Genomic DNA, 20,496 nt, shown 5'->3' with positions numbered 1-20,496 from the left:
ACCCGCCCCCCCCCCGCCCCCCCCCCCCGGGGCCCCCCCCCCGGGGGGGGGGGGGGGGGGGGGGGGCGGCCCCCCCCCCCCCCCCCCCCCCCCCCACGGCGGTTCCATCACCCAGGGACCGTCGCGGGCCGGACTCGATGTCCGGTAGCGGCGTGGCACCGAGTCACGACAATCCGTAGGCTTGCTGGCCATGAACGTCTGACGGCGCCCATCAGGAGGCAGGCATGGCCCGTGCGTGGGAAGCCGATCCGTCGGCTCTCTTTCTGCGGAGGTTGGGGAAGTCACCACAGGAACTGGGGGTCACGGAGAACAAGGACGGCTGCCCCGACATCTGGGAGCTGGACAATGGCGACATCGCCGTTATCGGCCGCGACCTGACGGATGTCTACGGCCCGTCCCTGCCTGCGGAGGCCACGATCGCCGACGACGAAAGGCTGGTCGTCATCCCGGGAAGCATGCTCCGGGCAGCGAAGGCAGACATTGCTGATGCCTGATCGCAAGGCCCTCACCCTCAGTCGTGCGCGGGGAGACATCCTCGCGACTGGCGCTTACCAACAGGACTTTCGGCGGCGCGACCAGGACATCATCGGTAGGAACGGCTGGAAGTTCGAACGTCGCCAGCACTTCGAGGAGCAGGACTCTCCCAGCTGGGATGCTATCCAGCGGGGCGAATGGCAAGAGGCTCTCCAACTACTCTGGGCAAAGAGCGACATGTGGGAGAGGGTCGCGCGGGAAGACAGGGAAGGAGGCAGCGTATTCCGACGTGTGCGCGTCGTGGAGGAGCCACTGACGCCCTATCTCCAATGGGAGTTGCACGCGCTGCGGGTCCAAGGGGCGAGCGGCATGCCCGTGCGGGTTGTCAGCGCGGAGAAGGTGCGGTCGCTGGAGAGTTCAGAGCTGTTACCCGAGGTCGTCTCTCTCGGGGGCCAGGTGCTGTACGAGGTTCTTTACACGGAGTCGGGCCTACTGGACGGGGCGGTGCGATTCCAAGATCCCGGTCTCATCGGAAACTGGGAAGTATTCATCCAGGGGTTGTACGAGGACGGCGAGGACATCGTCTCTTACGTGGATCGGCGAGTGGCGCACCTGCCCGCCCCTGCCGTGAAGACGGAATAAGTGAACAGCGGCGGCAGCGGAGAGAGCCGGGGCGGGACCCACTCCGACCTGTCGGGCTCCTCGCGTGACGTGGTGCAGGCCGGCCAGGTCAGCGGCGGTGTGCATTTTCATGACTACAGCGACGGAGAGCGCAACGCCCCCCATCCGACTCCACGCCAACTGCCCGGCAACATCAGGCACTTCATCAATCGCACCGCCGAACTCGAGCAGCTCGACGCGACTCTGCAGGGAGACCGGGATCGTTCTGTGGCCCCTGTTTTCGTGATCGCCGGGACGGCTGGGGCTGGTAAGACTTCGCTCGCTCTGCGCTGGGCGCACCGGGTGCGGGACCACTATTCCGACGGCCATCTCTACGTAAATCTACGAGGCTACGATGCGGGAGAACCGCTCAGCGCACAGGACGTGCTTCCACAGTTACTGATCGCACTCGGTCTTCCCGCCGCCGCGGTACCGGCCGGCCCAGAGGCATCGGCAGCGCTCTACCGTTCTGTCCTGGCCGACCGCAAGGTACTCATCGTCCTGGATAACGCGGCCACCGTCGCCCAGGTCCGTCCGCTGCTGCCCTGCAATGCCAACTGCCTGACTGTTGTCACCAGCCGAGGGCGTCTGTCCGGACTCGCCGTGCGTGACGGCGCCTATCGCTTGACCCTTGGCACACTCGCCGAGCCGGAAGCCGTTGCTCTGCTGCGTGAGGTCACTGCCGGCTTTCGCGCCGACAGCGAAGACGAGCTGATCGAGCTCGCCCGGATGTGCGCTCATCTTCCGCTGGCATTGCGGATTGCGGCCGAAAGGGCCGCCGACCGTCCCTACATGCGGCTGGAAGAATTGATCAGTGATCTGCGTGACGAATCAGCGCTGTGGGACGCCTTGAGCACAGGGGATGAAGAAGAAGCCGAAGCCGTGCGTGCGGTGTTCGCCTGGTCCTACCAAGCTCTTCCTCCGGATGCGGCACGCGTGTTCCGCCTGCTGGGGCTATACCCGGGTCCCGAGTTCGGCATCGGTGCCGCAGCGGCCCTCACAGGGCTCAGTGTCCGACGGACGCGGCAACTGCTGGACGTGCTGGCCGGCGCGCATCTGCTGATGCAGAGGGCACCGGACCGGTTCGAGTTCCACGATCTGCTTCGTGCCTACGCCGGAGGCGAAGCCCACCGGGAGGAGTCACCAGAGGGTCGGTCCGCGGCGCTTCACCGCACACTCGACTGGTACCTGCACACCGCGGACGCTGCCCAGAGGTGGATCATGCCGGCTGAGGACCGTCTCCCACTTGGTCCAGCGGACGCCGCTGTAACACCGCTCACCTTCGCGGACTACGACCAGTCGGTGGACTGGGCCGAGCGCGAGAACGCCAATTTTCTGCCTGTGGTCAGGGCGGCCGAGAAAGCGGAGCTGGACCGATACGCGTGGCAGCTCGCCGCAGTGCTGTGGAACGCCAAAGCTCCTTCGTCGCTCACCACGGACTGGCTGGCCATCGGGGAGATCGGCCTCCTCGCTGCGCGGCGGCTGAACGAGCAGCCGACGGTAGCCATGCTCCTTGAGAACCACGGCTTCGGATACACCAAGATCAACCGACTGGCCGAGAGTGTCCACTGCCATGAAGAGGCACTGGCCATCCGGCGGGAGTTGGGCGACCGGGAGGGCGAGGCCTCCTCCCTCAACGCCCTCGGCCTGGTTCACCTCCGTCAGCGACGCTTGGATTCCGCCGCAGCACGACTTGTCGAAGCGGCACGTGTCTTCGGGGAGTTGGGGCAGGAGCACTGGCAGAGCGTCTCCGTCGCCAACCTTGCCCTGGTGCAGTACCAGGCAGGGCGGCTCATGGGTGCGTTCGACGGTGCCCAGCGGGCACTGTCAGCTCACCGCCGCCACCGGAACACTCGCAGCGAGGGCAATGCCCTCTGGCTCCTGAGCTCGATTCACCTCGACCGGGGCGAGCCCGAGGAGTCTCGTCGCGACGCCCAGGAGGCGCTGAAGATCGCGCTGGATCTACGAAGCCATGTGCTGGAAGGCAACTGGCTGCTCGCTCTGGGAGACGCCGAGCTGGCCCTTGGCCACTACGGTGACGCGCTCACCGCCTACCACCGATCGGCGACGCTGCACCGTCGGCTCGGTGACAGGAGCCGTGAAGCACGCGCCTGGCAGGGGGCCGGAGAGGCCTATTGCCACCTTGATCGTACGGAGGAGGCTGCCGGCTTCTACCGCCGTGCCCTGGCGGCCCACCGAGAACTCGACGACGCGTGGAACGAAGCCGTGACCCTCGACGGGCTCGCGCGCGTCATAAAGGATCAGGACCAGGAGGCCGCGCACGGGCTGTGGGACGATTGCGCCCGGCTCCTGGCGCGGTACGACGACCCTCGGGCATGTGAGATGCGCGAGAGCGTCGAGCGGCGGCTCGGCCGGAGGGGATCTGAGGACTGAGCCGCAGCGGGCACTGCGACGAACTACCGGGCCTCTCGCGACGCGTTGGCGAGGCAATGGCCTCAGGCCGCCTCGCCAACGCACACAGAGCCCGGGATGGTTCGCCGTGCGCCCTTTGGGCCGTCATCAGTTCCTTTGACGCGGTATTCAAGCTCTCCCGCCTCGCTCGCGCGAGCCATCACCGCCGAAATCCACCCTCCCGACCGTGCCCGTCTGGATGACCGTGCCGTGCACCGTGGCGCCGCTGATCGTGTTGTGCACGTCGGGCGCCTGGTACGTCGAGGGCGTGGTGGGGGTCAACTCGTCCAGCAGTGCGCGGAGTTCGGCAGCAGCGGCCGGGTCCGCGACAAGTGCGCGGCGAAGGCGGGCCCGCCACTCGGACTGGACGTCGGCCATCAGCCCTTCGTCCTCGTGGTGCTGGGCCGCGACCAGTTCGGCGCGTCCGGTCTCCAGGTCCTGCTCGACGGACTCGGGGGTGGTCGAGCCCCGGTCCGCGAAGAACGCCACCACCCGGTCGCGTGCCGCCGTCCAGCCGTCCGTCGCCATCTGTTGCACCAGGGCGGTCGCTCCCGCCGCCGCCAATGCCACTAATTCGGCTTCCACCGCGCCCCCTTGGTCCGTCGGTCGTAACGGAGAAGAGCCTACCGGTCACCGTCCGAGCAGGGCCGTCAATGCGCCCACCGGGTCGGTGTCCGGGGTGCCCCGGGGCCACCAGTCCTCTTGGTCGGGGTCCGATTCGTAGCCGTACCAGAGGCCGTCGCGGCCGAAGCGGAGTTGGAGTGAGCGCTCCGAGAGGCGGTTGCGCCAGGGGCGGAAGTGGGGGAAGTCGGCCGCGATCAGGGCGGGGCGGGCGCGGTCGAAGGGACCGGCGGGTGGGTCCCAGGAGTCTTCCAGGACGGCCAGGCCCGCGAGGCCGCCCTGGCGCCAGGCTGCGACGGCGCGTGCGAGGTCCATGGGGGTGTGGTCGGTGCCCGTCGCGAGGTCGCGGTAGAGGGCGCGGGTGGAGGCGGTGAGGCCGGAGCCGGGGTGGGCGGCGGCCAGGCGGACCGCGTCCTGCCAGGGGGTGAGGCCCGCGACAGGGTCGATGGCGGTCGCGAGGAAGGTGTGGGCGCGGGCCGCCGCCTCCGTGGCGAGCAGGTCGAGCGCCAGTGGGTCGGGGGCGCCGGGTGTGTGCGGATAGACGGGCGGGCGGCCCGGGTTGGGGGGCAGGGGGAACGGCGGCGGCAGGGTCCGCGGCGGGTGGGGGGTCACCGCCGCTGCCGCGTCGACCGTGGGCATGGGCGGTGCGGACGTGCTCCGTTCGGCGGCGGAGCGGGTGGCGTTGCGGCGGGTCAGGTCGGCGAGGATCTCGTGCTCGCCGCGTCCGCGCATCAGGAACAGCACGAACGGGTCCTCGTCCAGCAGCCGCGCCGTCTGGTAGCAGAGCGCCGCCGCGTGCTTGCAGGGGAATCCGTCGTCGGGGCAGGAGCAGTCAGGTGTCAGGTCCCCGGCGGTGGGAAGCAGGTCCGCAGTGGCGGCCAGCGCGTGCGGCATGTCCTTGTCGAGAAGGGCGGCGATATGGTCCGGGCGGGCCGCGGCGGTGTCGAGGAGGTTTTCCCAGTCGCCGTCGCCGAGGGTGCGCAGGCGGATCTCCGTACGATACGGGCGCGGGCGGGAGCCGTGCACGTACGCCATCACCCGGCCCGGGGTGACCGTGATCGCGTCCACGTGCCCGCGGCCCGCGTAGGCACGCCCGCGTCGCAGCCGGGCCGGGTCGAGCGCGGAGTCCTCCATGGACTCCACCCAGGCGTTGCCCCACCAACTGGCGGCGAAGTCGGACTCGCCCGCCGCGCCGGGCCGGGGCGGCAGGGCGGGGAACGTACGGCGGCGGTCGTCGTGCCGGGGAACGCGCGGTGCGGTCATGACGGCCTCCGCAGCGAGACCAGATCGGCCAGTTCACGGTCGGTCAGCTCGGTCAGGGCTCCTTCGCCCGAGCCGAGTACGGCATCGGCCAGGGCGCGCTTGGCGTCGAGCATCTCGGCGATGCGGTCCTCCACCGTGCCCTCCGCGATCAGCCGGTGGACCTGCACGGGCCGGGTCTGGCCGATGCGGTAGGCACGGTCGGTGGCCTGCTCCTCGACGGCCGGATTCCACCAGCGGTCGTAGTGCACGACATGGCCGGCCCGGGTGAGGTTGAGGCCCGTGCCGGCGGCCTTGAGCGACAGCAGGAAGACGGGGGTCTCGCCGGACTGGAACCGGTCCACCATCCGCTCGCGCTCCGCCACGGGCGTGCCGCCGTGCAGGAGCTGGGACGGGATCGCGCGGGAGGTGAGGTGCGCGGAGAGGAGCCGCGCCATCGACACGTACTGCGTGAAGACCAGGACCGAGCCGTCCTCGGTCAGGATCGTGTCGAGCAGTTCGTCGAGCAGGGCCAGCTTCCCGGAGCGTCCGGTGAGCCTGGCCCGGTCCTCCTTCAGATACTGCGCCGGGTGGTTGCAGATCTGTTTGAGCGCGGTGAGCAGCTTCATGACGAGACCGCGCCGGGCGATGCCCTCGGCGCTCTCGATGGCGCCCATCGTCTCGCGGACGACGGCCTCGTAGAGGGAGGCCTGCTCGCGGGTGAGCGGCACCGGGTGGTCGCTCTCCGTCTTGGGCGGCAGTTCGGGCACGATGCCGGGGTCGGACTTCTTGCGGCGCAGCAGGAACGGGCGGACCAGCCGGGAGAGCCGTTCCACCGCGTCGTCGCTCGCGGCGGTGCCCGCCGACCCCGCGTGTTCCACGTTCTCCACGACACGCGCGTGGCGGGCGCGGAAGGACTTGAGCGGGCCGAGGAGTCCGGGCGTCGTCCAGTCGAGGAGCGCCCACAGCTCGGAGAGGTTGTTCTCCACGGGGGTGCCGGTCAGGGCGATACGGGCGGGCGACGGGATCGTGCGCAGGGCCTTGGCCGTGGAGGAGAACGGGTTCTTGACGTGCTGGGCCTCGTCGGCGACGACCATCCCCCAGGTGTGGGCGGCCAGTTCGGGCGCGCTGCCGCGCATCGTGCCGTACGTGGTGAGGACGAAGCCGTCCGTCACTCCGTCGAGCGTGCGGCCGGAGCCGTGGAAGCGGTGGACGGGGACGCCGGGCGCGAAGCGGGTGATCTCCCGCTGCCAGTTGCCGAGGAGGGAGGCGGGGCAGACGACGAGCGTGGGGGCCGGGCGGGCGCGGTGCAGATGAAGGGCGATGACGGTGATCGTCTTGCCGAGGCCCATGTCGTCGGCGAGACAGCCGCCGAGGCCGAGCGAGGTCATCAGATCGAGCCAGGCGAGACCGCGCAGCTGGTAGTCGCGCAGGGTGGCGTCCAGGGCGGCGGGCTGCGGAACGGAGGCCGGGCCGGCCAGGAGCCGGTCGCGCAGGACCGCCAGCGCGCCGGTCGGGACGGCGTCGACCGTCACGCCGTCCACCTCGGCCGACCCCGTGAGGGCGACGGCCAGCGCGTCGACCGGGTCGAGCAGGCCCAGCTCCCGCTTGCGCGCCTTCCTTACGAGATCGGGGTCGATCACCACCCACTGGTCGCGCAGCCGCACGATCGGCCGGTGCGACTCGGCGAGCGCGTCCATCTCCGCCTCGCTGAGCGGATCGCCGTCGAGCGCCAACTGCCAGTTGAACTTGAGCAGTTCGGCGCTGTCGAAGAAGGGCGTGCCGTCCGTGGCCGAGCCTGGCGCGGCACGGACGACGGCGGCGGCCGAGAGCGTACGCGCCAGCTCCCTCGGCCAGTGGACTGCCACTCCGGCGGCGGCAAGGCGGGCAGCGCCGGGACCGAGCAGGTCGTACAGCTCGTCCTCGGAGAGCGGCAGCGCGGCCGGGACGTCGTGCTCCAGCAGTCTGGCGAGCGGCGGCCAGACGCGGGCGGCGCGGCGCAGCGCGAGCAGGGCGTCGATCCGGGCGCGCGGTCCGAAGAGGTCGTCGCCGTCACCCGCCCAGAGCTGGGCCGCGTCCATGACGAGCGTCGGATCGGCGAGGCTGTGGATCTGGACGAGGGCGGCCCCGGCGCGCCGCTCGGCGCCGGACTCCTCCGGCGTCTCGTCCGGCGACGAGGAGTCGAACAGCTCGTACGCCGACAGGTCGAGGCGCAGGGAGACGCGCACCCCGGCATCCATACCGGCCGCCGCTTCGGCCGCCCACGAGCGGGCGCGGGGCAGATGCTGTGGGTCGTGCGCGGCGAAGGGCGCGCCTGCGGCGAACGCGGCGGCGGGCGTACGGGGCAGGGCGTCGGCGACCGCGTCGAGGAAGGCCCGCACCAGGGCTTCCGGCTCGGGCAGCCGCAGCGGGAGCAGATCGGGGAGCGGGACGGCGTGCGCCTCGTAGGGCATGGCGGCGGCGATGGCCCGCAGCTGGGCGATGTCGTCCGCGTCGAGCGGCCCGGCCCGCCAGGCGTCGTGGTCGGACGCGGTGAGGCCGGGCAGCAGCCGGCCCCGGGCCGCCAGGTGGAGTGCGTGCAGGGCCGCGGCTCCCCAGCAGGCGGCGGAGGGATGCGCCGAGGCGTCGGAGCGGGCGCTGACCAGCAGAGGCACCGCGTCGGCGACGGGCATGAGCAGGGCGCGTACGACGCGGGTCCGCACGCTGCGTACGCCCGCGTGCGGTCCACCGGAGCCGTGTCCGTCAACCGCGTCTTCGTGGTCGGCCGGGACCACGACCGTGAGATCGCCCGTGGAGAACTCATCCCCTGCGGGCGGCTCCCCCTCCGGGGCCCAGAACGCGACGCGCCCCTCCCGGGGCAGGCTCGCCGGAAGGAAGACCACGGCGCAGCGGGCCGGCGGTGTCGCGGAGGAGGCGGCGTCCGTGTCCGCGTCCCTGTCCGCGTTCGCGAGAGCGCCCGAGGAGGCACGGCCAAGGGCACGGACGGTCGACAGCGCCTCGTCCAACGCGTGTCGCGCCATCGTCACCGACTCCTTCCCCCCAGGTCGCACACCTGCGAGATCTCGTTACGGCGAGTCTAGGCGGGAGGTCTGACAGTCCCCCCGTCATGCCTGAAGGCCGCACCCTCAAAGGCTTGAGGATGCGGTCGTCAGACGCGACGGCGGGTGGCCGGCGGGGTGGCCACGGATCAGACCCGACGGCGCACCAGGGCGACGAGTTCCACGGTCTTCTGCCGCCGCACCCACGCGACCACGGCGAAGAGGACGAGGAGGATCACCGGCGTCAGCGCGTTCTGACCGTCGAAGACGGTCACCTGGGTGATGAAGGCGCCGATCATCAGGCCGATGAGCGCGATCGCGGAGGCTCCCGAGAGGATCGGGACGACCAGCGCGACGGCGCCGGCCAGCTCAAGGCCACCGGTCAGATACATGAACCAGTCTCCGAAGCCGATCTCGTCGAACGACTCGGCCGCCACCGAGTGGCCGATGATCTTGGGCCCCGCGCTCGGGATCGCCAGGAACAGCGCGAGGACGATCTGGAGCGTACGGACCGCGATGTCCGTGCGGCGCGAGGGCCCGGCCTGAGCCGTGCCGGCGGAAACGACCGCGGCGGCGGAAGGGGAAGTGGGCCGCGCGGATGCGGTCGGCGCGGGAGTGGTCGTAGCCTCGGACATTGGGGGTCTCCTCCGTTGAACACGTGGTGTGTTTTCAAGGAGGTAGACACCTGCCGCGCCTGGAACTCATCGTTCTCCGGGCGGTCGGATCGACGGACTTCCCGTCGGCCGGTTTCCCGGCTCCCACCCGGTGCACGGGGCGCGGACCGGGTACGTCACCAACAGGAGGTGCGATGCCATGCGCACCGGAAATGAACCTGTCACCGCGCGCAGTCCGCTGCGGATGCGCTGGTGGCTGAGTGTCTGGGGCCTGTTCTGGTTCACCCTCGGCACGGTCGCCTTCGCGGTCGCCGACCAACCGGGCTGGTCCGCCGCCTGCGGGGTGCTGCTGCTGATCGTCGCCACGGACTTCGTGCTGGTCGTCCGCCATATGCGCCAGGGGTCGCGCTACCAGCCGAGCCGCGACGTACCGCCGTTCGAAGATCACAGCCGACGGCGCCGCGGCACCGCTTACGAGAGGCCCTGGAAGTGGAGGAAGGACAGCGACAGGGGCGACGACCTCAGCCGTCGGAGTCGAAACGCGCCGCCTTGAGGTACTCGGGGTTCGGGTCGAGCGCCGCCGCCAGCCTGAAGTGCTTCGTCGCGTGCTCGGGACGCCCCGCCCGCTCATAGGTACGGGCCAGTGCGAAGTGCGCGAAGGCGTTGTCCGGCTCGCGCTCCAGGACCAGCTCGAACTCCAGCTCGGCGGGCCGCAGTTGGGCGGCGGCGAAGAACGCGCGGGCGCGCAGCAGCCGGGCGGCCGTGTTCTCGGGATGCGCGGCGATCACCGAGTCCAGCAGCTTGACCGCGCCGCGCGGGTCGCGCGCGGCGAGCAGCTGCTCCGCCGCGCGGTAGTCGATGACGTGGGTCTCCGGGCTCTCGGGCACGGTCGAATCCTTCCCCTCGGTCCGCGCGTTCAACGTCGCACAGGTTGCCGGTATTCCAAAACGGGTCGGTGGGCGCGTCACCGGTCGGTGGGCGCGCCGGCGGTCGCCCGCTCGACCAGCCGCTCCCAGACCTCCCGGACCCGCGGCTCCAGCTTCTCCAGCGGCCCGTCGTTGTCGACCACCAGATCGGCGGCGGCGGTGCGTTGCTCGCGGCTGGCCTGTGCCGCCATCCGCGACCTGGCGTCGGACTCGGCCATGCCTCGGAGCCGTACGAGCCGGTCCAGCTGCGTCTCGGGCGACGCGTCCACGACCACGACCACGTCGAAGAGCCCGGTCAGCCCGTTCTCGACGAGGAGCGGCACGTCGTGGACGACGATGTCGTCCTCCCCCGCCGCGCTCTCCAGCTCCGCCGAACGCTCTCGGACCAGGGGATGGATGATCCCGTTCAGGGTGGCGAGCTTGTCGCTGTCGGAGAAGACGAGCGAGCCGAGCTTCGGCCGGTCCAGCCTCCCGTCGGGGGTCAGGACACCGGGCCCGAAGGCATCGACAACGGCGTCGAGCCCGGGAGTCCCGGGCTCGACGACCTCTCTGGCGATCTTGTCCGCGTCCACCAGCACCGCGCCGTACGAGACCAGCAGTCGCGACACTTCGCTCTTTCCGGCACCGATCCCGCCGGTCAGGCCCACTTTCAGCATGTCTCGCAGCCTAGAGCGTGCACCGGGCGTTTTACGAGACTGCCGGACGACTTACGGACGCCCGGCCGACTCAGGAGGCGCCCCCAAGCGCAGGAGGCGCCCCCGAGCGCCCCCACGCCTCAGGAGTCGCCCTCGCGCTCGGCGAGGAACTTCTCGAATTCGAGCCCGATCTCGTCCGCCGACGGAAGCTCCACCGGCTCGGCCACCAGATTGCCCCTGCTCTCGGCACCGGACACCGCGTCGTACTGATGCTCAAGGCCCTGCACCATCGTCACCAGCTCCTCGTCCCCCTCGCCCAGCTGGCGCTCGATCTCGGTCTGGGTGCGCTGTGCCTCCGTACGGAGGGCGTGCGCGACACCCGGCAGGACGAGTCCCGTCGCCGCCGTGATGGCCTCCAGCGCGGTCAGCGCCGCGTCCGGGTACGAGGACCGCGCCACGTAGTGCGGGACGTGGGCGGCCACTCCGAGAACGTCGTGGCCCGTCTCCATCAGCCGGAACTCGACGAGCGCCTCGGCGCTGCCGGGCACCTGGGCCTCGTCGAAGGGGCTGCGATGGCCCGGCATGAGGTCGGTGCGGTTGCCGTGCGGAGTGATACCGACGGGGCGTGTGTGCGGAACGCCCATCGGGATGCCGTGGAAGTTGACGGCCAGCCGTACGCCGAGGCGCTCGACGACCTGCGACACGGCCGCGGCGAACCGCTCCCACTCCACGTCCGGCTCGGGTCCTGACAGCAGCAGGAACGGGGCGCCGGTGGCGTCCTGGACGAGCCGTACTTCCAGAGTCGGCGTCTCGTAGCTCGACCAGCGGTCGCGCCGGAACGTCAGCAGCGGGCGGCGGGCGCGGTAGTCGACCAGTCTGTCGTGATCGAAGCGCGCCACCACCTGGTGGGGCAGCGACTCCAGCAAGTTCTCGACGATCTGGTCGCCGGTCTCACCCGCGTCGATGTAGCCCTCGAAGTGGTAGAGCATGACAAGACCCGCGGACTCCTGCGCGAGCGCCATGTCGACGACTGCCAGGCCCTTGGGCTCCCACTCGTACAAATCCTGCGGATCAAGCACGATTACCGGTCCTCCTCGTGTTCCTCAGGAAGAACGCGCCTCCGGGCGTGAGCATTCCCCGGCCGCGCACGCCGCATCCGGCCGGCGAAGGACGGACCGATACCCGTCGGTACGGGGGCCGTGGGTCCCGGCGCCGGTGGTGCGGGAAGCAACAGGCCGACAGCGTACGGCACTTGGCCGCCGTTGATCTTCACCGACCCGGCGGTGCGGGCATGCGTAAGGCCCGCGCCCCAAGGGGGAACGGGCCTTACGTCGAGCTGTCGACCGGTTACGGAGTCAGAGCGTCAGCTCTGGCCACCGGCCAGCTTCTCCCGCAGGGCGGCCAGGGCCTCGTCCGACGCCAGGGCGCCGGAGTTGTCCTGGGACTCCGAGGAGTACGAACCGCCGCCGCCACCGCCACCGTTGCCACCGGAGGCGGCGGGAGCCGCGCCGGCCGGGGCGGCAGCGCCCTCGGCAGCGGCGGCCTCGTCGGCCTCGCGGGACTTGATGACCTGCGCCTGGTGCTGCTCGAAGCGGGTCTGCGCCTCGGCGTACTGGGTCTCCCACACCTCGCGCTGAGCCTCGAAGCCCTCGAGCCAGTCGTTGGTCTCGGGGTCGAAGCCCTCGGGGTAGATGTAGTTGCCCTGGTCGTCGTACGAGGCAGCCATGCCGTACAGGGTCGGGTCGAACTCGACCGAGGCCGGGTCTCCGCCGAACGCCTCGTTGGCCTGCTTCAGCGAGAGGCTGATGCGGCGGCGCTCCAGGTCGATGTCGATGACCTTGACGAAGATCTCGTCGTTGACCTGGACGACCTGCTCCGGGATCTCCACGTGGCGCTCGGCCAGCTCGGAGATGTGGACCAGACCCTCGATGCCCTCGTCGACGCGGACGAACGCGCCGAACGGAACGAGCTTGGTGACCTTGCCGGGAACGACCTGGCCGATCTGGTGCGTCCGGGCGAACTGCTGCCACGGGTCTTCCTGCGTCGCCTTGAGCGACAGGGAGACACGCTCGCGGTCCATGTCCACGTCGAGAACCTCGACGGTGACTTCCTGGCCGACCTCGACAACCTCGGAGGGGTGGTCGATGTGCTTCCAGGAGAGCTCGGAGACGTGCACGAGACCGTCGACACCGCCGAGGTCCACGAACGCACCGAAGTTGACGATCGAGGAGACGACGCCGGAGCGGACCTGGCCCTTCTGCAGGGTCGTGAGGAAGGTCTGGCGAACCTCGCTCTGCGTCTGCTCCAGCCAGGCACGGCGGGACAGGACCACGTTGTTGCGGTTCTTGTCCAGCTCGATGATCTTGGCTTCGAGCTCCTTGCCCACGTAGGGCTGGAGGTCGCGGACGCGGCGCATCTCGACGAGAGAGGCCGGCAGGAAGCCACGGAGGCCGATGTCGAGGATGAGTCCACCCTTGACGACCTCGATGACGGTGCCGGTGACGATGCCGTCTTCTTCCTTGATCTTCTCGATCGTGCCCCAGGCGCGCTCGTACTGCGCGCGCTTCTTGGACAGGATGAGCCGGCCTTCCTTGTCCTCCTTCTGGAGGACGAGGGCCTCGATCTCATCGCCCACGGCGACGACCTCGTTGGGGTCGACGTCGTGCTTGATCGAAAGCTCGCGGGAGGGGATGACGCCTTCGGTCTTGTAACCGATGTCGAGCAGGACCTCGTCCCGGTCGACCTTCACGATGACGCCGTCGACGATGTCGCCGTCGTTGAAGTACTTGATCGTCTCGTCGATCGCGGCGAGGAATGCTTCCTCGTTACCGATGTCGTTGACCGCAACCTGCGGGGTGGTGGCGGTGGTCTCGGTGCTGCTCGTCATGTGGGTAAAGGCTCCGGTACGGACATTGAGTCGTAGGTACTGCCACGCCGAGAGCCCGTATCGCCATCTGCCGGAAGCCGGACAGCCGAGGAAGCGCCATTCCCGATGAGGGAGGCGCCTCGAACAGCCGAGGGGACCTACAACAGATGCGAGCGCGGCCTGCTACGTCTGAGGCGCGCAAGCCCGCAGCGCAACCTTTAGCATACGGGGGCAGCCGGACACGGTCAATGCGCGAAGGCGCACACCCGGGGCGGAACGCCCCATACCCGGCACAACAAGCGTTTCATGAGGCCACAACGGCCGCACCGTAGCTCAGGCCGCTACCGGCCGACTACAGGGCGGCACAGGTTCGTACGGCCTTTCCGCACACTACGACGACGGGCACGATGAGCCAAGACCAGGCAGAGCATCAGCACACGGAGCATCAGACACAGTGGGAGCCCGAAGCCACCCGGCGTGACAGCGACGGCACCGAGAGCAGCCGCGCCAACCGGGGCTGGTGGAACCGGAACGCGGACGACTACCAGGTCGAGCACGGCACCTTCCTGGGCGACGACCGGTTCGTCTGGGGGCCCGAGGGCCTGGACGAGGTGGAGGCGGAGCTCCTGGGGCCGCCCGAGTCGCTCAAGGGCCTCGACGTCCTGGAGATCGGGGCGGGCGCGGCGCAGTGTTCGCGCTGGCTGACGAGGCAGGGCGCGCGTCCGGTGGCCCTCGACCTCTCGCACCGGCAACTCCAGCACGCGCTGCGCATCGGCGACGAGGTGCCTCTTGTGGAGGCTGACGCGGGGGCGCTGCCCTTCCGCGACGGCTCCTTCGACCTGGCGTGCTCCGCGTACGGCGCGATCCCCTTCGTGGCCGATCCGGTGCGGGTGTTCCGCGAGGTACGGCGGGTGCTGCGGCCGGGCGGGCGCTGGGTCTTCTCGGTCACGCACCCGATCCGTTGGGCGTTCCCCGACGAGCCGGGGCCCGAGGGCCTGTCGGTGGCCTCGTCGTACTTCGACCGCACCCCGTACGTGGAGCAGGACGAGCGGGGGCGCGCGATGTACGTCGAGCACCACCGGACGGTGGGCGACCGGGTACGCGACGTGGTGGCGGGCGGTTTCCGGCTCGTCGATCTGGTGGAGCCCCAGTGGCCGGCGTGGAACACCCAGGAGTGGGGCGGCTGGTCGCCGCTGCGCGGGAATCTGATCCCGGGATCGGCGATCTTCGTCTGCGTACGAGACTGAGGGCGTGATCCGCGAAGACGTCCTCGGCGCTCTGCCCGTCCGTACCGCCCTGCCCGCGCTGGAGGCGGCCCTCGACGGGCCCGGGTGCGCCGTGCTGTGCGCGCCGCCCGGCACGGGCAAGACGACGCTGGTGCCGCTGGTGCTGGCCGGCCTCGTGCCCCTGCCCGGCGGCGCCGGGCAGGGACCCCGGCGGCGGGTGATCGTCGCCGAGCCGCGACGGATCGCCGCACGTGCGGCGGCCCGTCGGATGGCGTGGCTGCTGGGCGAACGAGTCGGCGGGAGCGTCGGTTTCACGGTGCGCGGGGAGCGCGTGGTGGGACGCGACACGGTCGTGGAGGTGGTGACGACCGGCGTACTGCTCCAGCGGCTCCAGCGCGACCAGGAACTCGGCGGCGTCGACGTGGTGATCATCGACGAGTGTCACGAACGGCATCTGGACGCCGACACGGTGGCGGCCTTCCTGCTGGACGTACGGGCCACGCTCCGTCCCGAACTGCGGCTGGTGGCCGCGTCCGCGACGACCGACGCCGAGGGGTGGGCGCGGCTGCTGGGGGACGCGCCTGTAGTAGAGGCGCGGGGAGTCACACATCCTTTGGAGGTCGTGTGGGCGCCGCCGGCGCGCCCGGTGCGTCCACCGCACGGGATGCGGGTCGATCCGGCGCTGCTGACGCATGTGGCCTCGGTGGTACGCAGGGCGCTGGCCGAGCGCGCGGGCGATGTGCTGGTGTTCCTGCCGGGCGTCGGCGAGATCGGCCGGGTGGCGGGCCAGTTGGGCGACCGGGACGGCCTGGGCGCCGAGGTCCTTCAGGTGCACGGCCGGGCCCCGGCTGAGGTGCAGGACGCGGTGCTCGCGGGGTCGGGGAACGGCAACCGCCGCGTCGTACTGGCGACTTCGGTGGCGGAGTCGAGCCTGACGGTGCCGGGTGTGCGGGTGGTGGTCGATTCGGGGCTGGCGCGTGAGCCGCGTACGGACCACGCGCGGGGGCTGAGCGCGCTCACCACCGTGCGGGCCTCACAGGCGACGGCACGGCAGCGGGCGGGGCGTGCGGGGCGCGAGGCGCCGGGCGCGGTGTACCGGTGCTGGGACGAGGCCGAGGACGCGCGGCTCGCGCGGTTCCCGGCGCCCGAGATCAAGGTCGCCGATCTGGCGGCGTTCGCGTTGCAGGCGGCGTGCTGGGGCGACCCGGACGCCTCGGGCCTCGCCCTGCTCGACGCGCCGCCGGCGGGGGCGTTGGCCGCCGCTCAAGCCGTGCTGGCCGCGATCGGGGCGGTGGACGCCGAGGGACGGGTGACCGACCGGGGCGTCCGGATGTCCCTGCTCGGCCTCCATCCGCGGCTGGCCCGCGCGCTGCTCGACGGCGCCCGGGAGGTCGGCTCGCGCCGGGCCGCCGAGGTGGTGGCGCTGCTGAGCGAGGAGCCTCCGAGGGCGTACGGCGACGATCTGGCGGCCGCGTGGCGCACGGCGAGGCGGGGCGGCGACGGGTACGCGGCGCGCTGGCGCCAGGAGGCGCGAAGGCTGGCCTCGGCCGGGGGGCGCGGCCGGGAGGCCGGCGACGGTCGCCGGGCCGGCGGCGGGGACGGCGAGGCGGGCGGGCCGCCCGACGATGTCGTCGTCGGGATCGTCGCCGCGTACGCCTTCCCCGAGCGCGTGGCGCGCGCCCGTGGCGGCGGCGCGTTCCTCATGGCGTCCGGGACCGGCGCCGAGCTCGCCGACGCGTCCGGGCTGCGCAGCGCGCCGTGGCTGGCCGTCGCGGTCGCGGACCGGCCCGCGACGGCGGCCTCCGCCCGGGTGCGGCTGGCCGCCGTCATCGACGAGGACACCGCCCGGAACGCCGCCGCCCACCTGCTGGTCTCCGGCGAAGAGGTGCGCTGGGAGGACGGCGACGTCGTCGCCAGGGAAGTGCGGCGGCTCGGCGCGATCGAACTGTCCGCGCGACCGCTGCGGGGGCCCGGCCCGGCCCTGGTGCGGGCGGCACTGCTGGAGGGTCTGCGCCGCGAGGGCCCCGGCACCCTGCTGCACTGGACGCGTGACTCGGAGGCGCTGCGCGAGCGACTGGGCTTTCTGCACCGGGCGTTGGGCTCTCCGTGGCCGGACGTCTCGGACGCGGCCCTGCTCGACGGCGCCGACAACTGGCTGGAACCCGAACTGTCGAAGGCCCGGCGCCGCGCGGATCTGGCGCGGATCGAGGCGGGCCAAGCGCTGCGGCGGCTGCTGCCGTGGTCGTCGGGTCAGGCGGGGCGGCTGGACGAGTTGGCGCCGGAGCGTCTCCAGGTGCCGAGCGGATCGCGCGTACGCGTCGACTACGGCGGCGAGCAGCCCGTACTGGCGGTGAAACTCCAGGAGTTGTTCGGCCTGACGGAGACACCGGAGGTCGCGGGCGTGCCGGTGCTGGTCCATCTGCTCTCTCCCGCCGGGCGCCCCGCGGCCGTCACGGCGGATCTGGCGTCCTTCTGGCGGGACGGCTACCGCGCCGTACGCGCGGAGCTGCGCGGGCGTTACCCGCGCCACCCGTGGCCGGAGGACCCGACGCAGGCGGTCGCGACGCGGCGCCTGAAGGACCGCCGCTAGGTCGTGTCTGACACATAGCGCCGTCCGCCCGCGGGGCGGGGCGCGTGCCCGCCGCGGAGCGGCTGATGACTCGTCGGTGCGTGCGATCGCAAGGCGGAGGATCATTCTCGTACTGGACGTACCCGGATGAGTCCGACAACGCGGCGAGCGTGCGTGCCGGACGCCGCGCGCCAGGCGGGATTTGTCAGACACGGCTTAGGCCGTGTCCGCAGCCGTGTGCGTAAACACGCGGAACAAGCCGGCGCCGCCCCTCCGTCCGTGACTGAGGGGCGGCGTTCGCTCATCGGCGCGCGCTCAGCTGTACGCGCTCGGCGGCAGAGCTCGTAGGCCGTATGCCTACGCGGGGGCGGCGACCTTCAGTTCGATCGTCACCTTCGCGCCGCCCGCCGTCTCGATCTGCAGCAGGAACGTCCCCGTCGCGTCGTCCGCGTAGATCTTCGGGAGTACGAGCAGGCCCTGGTCGTTCGTCTTCAGACCCTCCAGGGTCCTGAGCGGCGAGCCGTCCGCGCCCTTGAAGTACGGGCCCTTGTCGGCCGGCGACGCGTCGTCGGCCGACTTGATCATGGTGGCCTTGACCGCCACGCCCGGGGCCGTCTGGCCCTGGTTGGTGGCCTTGACCTCGACCGTGTCGGCGAACTCCGCGCCCGGCGCCGCCGTCAGTTCCTTGTCGCTGGTCCGGACGACCGCGTCCGCCTGGCGCTCGGTGACCGTCGCCGTGAAGTCGACGGCCGGGACCGTACGGCCCACGACCCTCGCCCGCACCGTGAAGTCGCCGGTGTTCTCGCCCGCCTGGAGCGCGGGCGCCGTGGCGACGCCGTCGCTGCCACTGGTGACGGTGGCCTGCTTCCCGCCGCCCGCGAACGTCGCGTCCGTCCCGCCGACGATCTCGAACCGTACGGCCACCTTGCCGACGGCCTTGCCCTCGGCGTCCTCGCCACGCACCGAGACGCGCTCCGCGAACACCCCGCCCGCCGTGGCGGACAGCTTTCCGGTGCCCGCGTTCTCCAGCCGCTGGACGGTCGGCGCGGGGGTAGGGGGCGGCGGCGTCGTCGTCGGCGGCTTGGGGGGCTTCGGCGGCTTGGGCGACGGCGAGTCGCCGGGGTTCTCGGGGGTCGGGGACGGGCCGGGGCTCGGCGAGTTGCCGTTGTTCGACGGAGTCGGGTCCGGGCTCGGGGAGTTCCCCGAACCGCCCGGGTTCAGCGGGCCGGGGCCCGTGGGCAGCACGCCCGAGCCGTCCGGCACCTCGTGGGTACCGCGCTTGTAGTAGTCCAGCCAGGACAGGACCGTCGCCAGATACTCGTTCGAACGGTTGTAACTGAGGATCGCCTGGTCGAGATTGGACTTCACCGACAGGTCGCGGTTGTTGGCGCAGAGATAGCGGCCGGCGGCCAGCGCCGCGTCGAAGATGTTGTTCGGGTCCTTGCGGCCGTCGCTGTTCGCGTCCTGGCCCCAGGTGGCCCAGGTGGAGGGGATGAACTGCATCGGGCCCACGGCACGGTCGTGGGTCTTGTCCCCGTCGTACTCACCGTTGTCGGTGTCCGAGATGTTGGCGAAGCCGACACCGTTGAGCACCGGGCCCAGGATCGGCGTCAGTGTGGTGCCCTCGTCGTTGACCCTGCCGCCGCGCGCCTGGCCCGACTCGACCTTGCCGATCGCGGCGAGGAGCTCCCACGGCAGATTGCAGCCGGGGTTGGTGATCGCGATGCTCTGTTCGGCCTGCTTGTACGCGGCCAGCACCGAGGCGGGTATACCGGCTTCCGATTCCCCGCCCAGGCCCGGCAGGTCGATCGAAGTGCCGGGCTTGTTCGGGGTGTTCAGCGGTGGGAGATCCGTGTGGTACGAGGAGTCGCCGGAGGCCGAGCCGTCCCCGTCCGGCACACTCGATCCGGACGCCTGCTTTCCGCCGCCGTCACCGCCACCGGAGACTATCGCCGGGGCCTGCGAGGCGGAGAGTGCGGCGACCGCGAGCGCGGCGACCGCGGTGGTGGTCGCCCCTCTGCGGAGCCGGCGGCCGAATTGCGCTGCCATACGTCTGGTCCCTCCCGATGAACAGCTGTTCGCGCTCCCAGCGCGAGGACTCAGGCGACCCTACGGCAACACCCTGTGTACGCACACGGGGTGCTGACCGCTTTTCACCGTTTCGCCACCTCCCGGCTTCCCGCAGGTCGAACCGGTAGCGGGAAAGGGGCTTCCTTCATACTGACTCCGTGCCAGGTGGGCGTGTTCCCTGCCTGATCGAACGACGACACGCCCCAGGGGGACCTGCCATGCCTTTCACGTTGAGCCATGCCGCGGCGGTGCTGCCGGGCATCAGAAGGGACGGCACGTCGCGCGGGCCGCTGCTCGCCTCCGCGCTCGTCGCCGGCTCGATGGCACCCGACATGACGTACTTCGCCGCGACCGCCGTGCCCGCCGCCATGGAGTTCGGCGCGGTGACGCACGGCCCGCTGGGCCTGTTCACCGTCGACGTCGTCATCGCCGCGGCCCTCGTGGGCATCTGGCTGATCTTGCGTGAGCCGGTGCTCGCGCTGCTGCCCACCGCCTGGCAGGGACGGGCGCACGCCTTCGTACGAGGACCCGACCGGCGCGGCGGACGACGGGGGGCGCTCGCCGCCCGGTTCTACGTCTCGGCGGTGCTCGGCGCGTCCACCCATGTGGTGTGGGACGCGTTCACGCACATCGACCGGTGGGGCACCCGTATGGTCCCCGCGCTGGGGGAGGTCGTCGCCGGCTTCCCGCTGTACACGTACACGCAGTACGGCAGTTCGGCGCTGGCGCTGGTGGCGCTCTGCTGGTTCACGGTCTCCGCCGTGCGCCGTCTGCCCCCCTCTCCCGCGCCGGCCTCGGTGCCCGTGCTCGTACGGCGCGAGCGGGCCGTGGCCTACGCGCTGCTCGCGGGGTGCGCGCTCATCGCCATGGCGCACCGGTTCATCCGTTGGTACGACTACCACGGGCAGGTGTCGACGCCGTTGGACATCATTCCGACGCTCTGCTTCGGCGCCGGGGCGGGGCTGGCGGCGGGACTCGTGCTGTACGGAGCGGGCATGCGGCTGCGCACCGGCCGTGGGGGGGCGGGGGGGGCCCCCCCCCCCCCCCGGCCGGCCCCCCCCCCCCCCCCCCCCCCCGGCCCCCCCCCCCCCCCCCCCCCCGCGCCCGCGCCCCCCCCGCCCCCCCCCCCCGGCGCCCGCCTCTTGG

Annotated in this window: 16 protein-coding genes; 7 read left to right on the top strand and 9 right to left on the bottom strand. The window is 71.4% G+C overall.

Annotated elements, in window-relative coordinates:
- Positions 1-224: 224 nt before the first annotated feature.
- Genes ACIBBB_RS12595 through ACIBBB_RS12585 form a run of 3 tightly spaced genes read left to right on the top strand, consistent with a single transcriptional unit; the run spans position 225 to position 3,528 of the window.
- Positions 225-494, top strand: coding sequence for a hypothetical protein (locus tag ACIBBB_RS12595; protein WP_398981027.1), 270 nt, complete (start codon positions 225-227; stop codon positions 492-494).
- The gene (locus ACIBBB_RS12590) at positions 487-1,116 is read left to right on the top strand and encodes a DUF6879 family protein (protein ID WP_398981026.1); all 630 of its coding nucleotides are present in this window, start codon (positions 487-489) and stop codon (positions 1,114-1,116) included. Before ACIBBB_RS12595 ends, ACIBBB_RS12590 begins: the two co-directional genes overlap by 8 nt.
- Positions 1,117-3,528, top strand: a complete 2,412-nt coding sequence (locus tag ACIBBB_RS12585) for an ATP-binding protein (protein WP_398981025.1) — start codon at positions 1,117-1,119, stop codon at positions 3,526-3,528.
- A gap of 147 nt (positions 3,529-3,675) precedes the next feature.
- On the opposite strand, the gene ACIBBB_RS12580 is transcribed toward ACIBBB_RS12585, so the two are convergent.
- The 4 genes from ACIBBB_RS12580 to ACIBBB_RS12565 form a co-directional block, all read right to left on the bottom strand.
- Complete coding sequence (locus ACIBBB_RS12580; protein ID WP_398981024.1) at positions 3,676-4,131, bottom strand: hypothetical protein; 456 nt, start codon at positions 4,129-4,131, stop codon at positions 3,676-3,678.
- A gap of 45 nt (positions 4,132-4,176) precedes the next feature.
- A complete protein-coding gene (locus ACIBBB_RS12575) occupies positions 4,177-5,430 on the bottom strand; it encodes an SWIM zinc finger family protein (RefSeq protein WP_398981023.1) in 1,254 nt (417 codons plus the stop codon).
- A complete protein-coding gene (locus ACIBBB_RS12570) occupies positions 5,427-8,426 on the bottom strand; it encodes a DEAD/DEAH box helicase (RefSeq protein ID WP_398981022.1) in 3,000 nt (999 codons plus the stop codon). Before ACIBBB_RS12570 ends, ACIBBB_RS12575 begins: the two co-directional genes overlap by 4 nt.
- 167 nt (positions 8,427-8,593) lie before the next feature.
- Positions 8,594-9,079, bottom strand: coding sequence for a DoxX family protein (locus ACIBBB_RS12565; RefSeq protein WP_398981021.1), 486 nt, complete (start codon positions 9,077-9,079; stop codon positions 8,594-8,596).
- A 178-nt stretch (positions 9,080-9,257) separates the two neighbouring features.
- Here ACIBBB_RS12565 and ACIBBB_RS12560 point away from each other — a divergent pair, with 178 nt between their 5' ends.
- Positions 9,258-9,611 (top strand): DUF6343 family protein, encoded by a 354-nt coding sequence (locus ACIBBB_RS12560; protein WP_398981020.1) that lies wholly within the window; start codon positions 9,258-9,260, stop codon positions 9,609-9,611.
- Here the strand turns inward: ACIBBB_RS12560 and ACIBBB_RS12555 are convergent.
- The 4 genes from ACIBBB_RS12555 to rpsA form a co-directional block, all read right to left on the bottom strand.
- Positions 9,580-9,945, bottom strand: coding sequence for a tetratricopeptide repeat protein (locus tag ACIBBB_RS12555; RefSeq protein WP_398981019.1), 366 nt, complete (start codon positions 9,943-9,945; stop codon positions 9,580-9,582). The genes ACIBBB_RS12560 and ACIBBB_RS12555 overlap by 32 nt on opposite strands.
- 77 nt (positions 9,946-10,022) lie before the next feature.
- Positions 10,023-10,640, bottom strand: coding sequence for a dephospho-CoA kinase (gene coaE, locus ACIBBB_RS12550; RefSeq protein WP_398981018.1), 618 nt, complete (start codon positions 10,638-10,640; stop codon positions 10,023-10,025).
- A 119-nt stretch (positions 10,641-10,759) separates the two neighbouring features.
- On the bottom strand, positions 10,760-11,698 hold the full coding sequence (locus ACIBBB_RS12545; RefSeq protein ID WP_398981017.1) for a PAC2 family protein: 939 nt from the start codon (positions 11,696-11,698) through the stop codon (positions 10,760-10,762).
- 284 nt (positions 11,699-11,982) lie between these two features.
- On the bottom strand, positions 11,983-13,506 hold the full coding sequence (gene rpsA / locus ACIBBB_RS12540) for a 30S ribosomal protein S1 (protein WP_189108602.1): 1,524 nt from the start codon (positions 13,504-13,506) through the stop codon (positions 11,983-11,985).
- 386 nt (positions 13,507-13,892) lie between these two features.
- On the opposite strand from rpsA, the gene ACIBBB_RS12535 reads away from it, so the two are divergent.
- Both ACIBBB_RS12535 and hrpB read left to right on the top strand, forming a co-directional pair.
- Complete coding sequence (locus ACIBBB_RS12535) at positions 13,893-14,732, top strand: class I SAM-dependent methyltransferase (RefSeq protein ID WP_398981016.1); 840 nt, start codon at positions 13,893-13,895, stop codon at positions 14,730-14,732.
- 4 nt (positions 14,733-14,736) lie between these two features.
- The gene (gene hrpB / locus ACIBBB_RS12530; protein WP_398981015.1) at positions 14,737-17,301 is read left to right on the top strand and encodes an ATP-dependent helicase HrpB; all 2,565 of its coding nucleotides are present in this window, start codon (positions 14,737-14,739) and stop codon (positions 17,299-17,301) included.
- A 336-nt stretch (positions 17,302-17,637) separates the two neighbouring features.
- On the opposite strand, the gene ACIBBB_RS12525 is transcribed toward hrpB, so the two are convergent.
- Complete coding sequence (locus ACIBBB_RS12525; protein ID WP_398981014.1) at positions 17,638-19,329, bottom strand: lytic transglycosylase domain-containing protein; 1,692 nt, start codon at positions 19,327-19,329, stop codon at positions 17,638-17,640.
- Positions 19,330-19,568: 239 nt separating this feature from the next.
- Here ACIBBB_RS12525 and ACIBBB_RS12520 point away from each other — a divergent pair.
- On the top strand, positions 19,569-20,496 hold a 928-nt coding region (locus ACIBBB_RS12520), incomplete at its 3' end, for a DUF4184 family protein (RefSeq protein ID WP_398981012.1).

The organism is Streptomyces sp. NPDC051217 (assembly GCF_044455465.1).
GTDB lineage: Bacteria > Actinomycetota > Actinomycetes > Streptomycetales > Streptomycetaceae > Streptomyces.
This window is presented reverse-complemented; position numbering and strand designations above follow the sequence as displayed.

Bases quoted from the DNA above. Each gene is read 5' to 3' on its own strand.
- coaE (WP_398981018.1), bottom strand. From the start codon at position 10,640: ATGCTGAAAGTGGGCCTGACCGGCGGGATCGGTGCCGGAAAGAGCGAA.
- ACIBBB_RS12575 (WP_398981023.1), bottom strand. From the start codon at position 5,430: ATGACCGCACCGCGCGTTCCCCGGCACGACGACCGCCGCCGTACGTTC.
- ACIBBB_RS12595 (WP_398981027.1), top strand. From the start codon at position 225: ATGGCCCGTGCGTGGGAAGCCGATCCGTCGGCTCTCTTTCTGCGGAGG.
- ACIBBB_RS12535 (WP_398981016.1), top strand. From the start codon at position 13,893: ATGAGCCAAGACCAGGCAGAGCATCAGCACACGGAGCATCAGACACAG.
- ACIBBB_RS12525 (WP_398981014.1), bottom strand. From the start codon at position 19,329: ATGGCAGCGCAATTCGGCCGCCGGCTCCGCAGAGGGGCGACCACCACC.
- ACIBBB_RS12565 (WP_398981021.1), bottom strand. From the start codon at position 9,079: ATGTCCGAGGCTACGACCACTCCCGCGCCGACCGCATCCGCGCGGCCC.
- ACIBBB_RS12570 (WP_398981022.1), bottom strand. From the start codon at position 8,426: ATGGCGCGACACGCGTTGGACGAGGCGCTGTCGACCGTCCGTGCCCTT.
- rpsA (WP_189108602.1), bottom strand. From the start codon at position 13,506: ATGACGAGCAGCACCGAGACCACCGCCACCACCCCGCAGGTTGCGGTC.
- ACIBBB_RS12590 (WP_398981026.1), top strand. From the start codon at position 487: ATGCCTGATCGCAAGGCCCTCACCCTCAGTCGTGCGCGGGGAGACATC.
- ACIBBB_RS12560 (WP_398981020.1), top strand. From the start codon at position 9,258: ATGCGCACCGGAAATGAACCTGTCACCGCGCGCAGTCCGCTGCGGATG.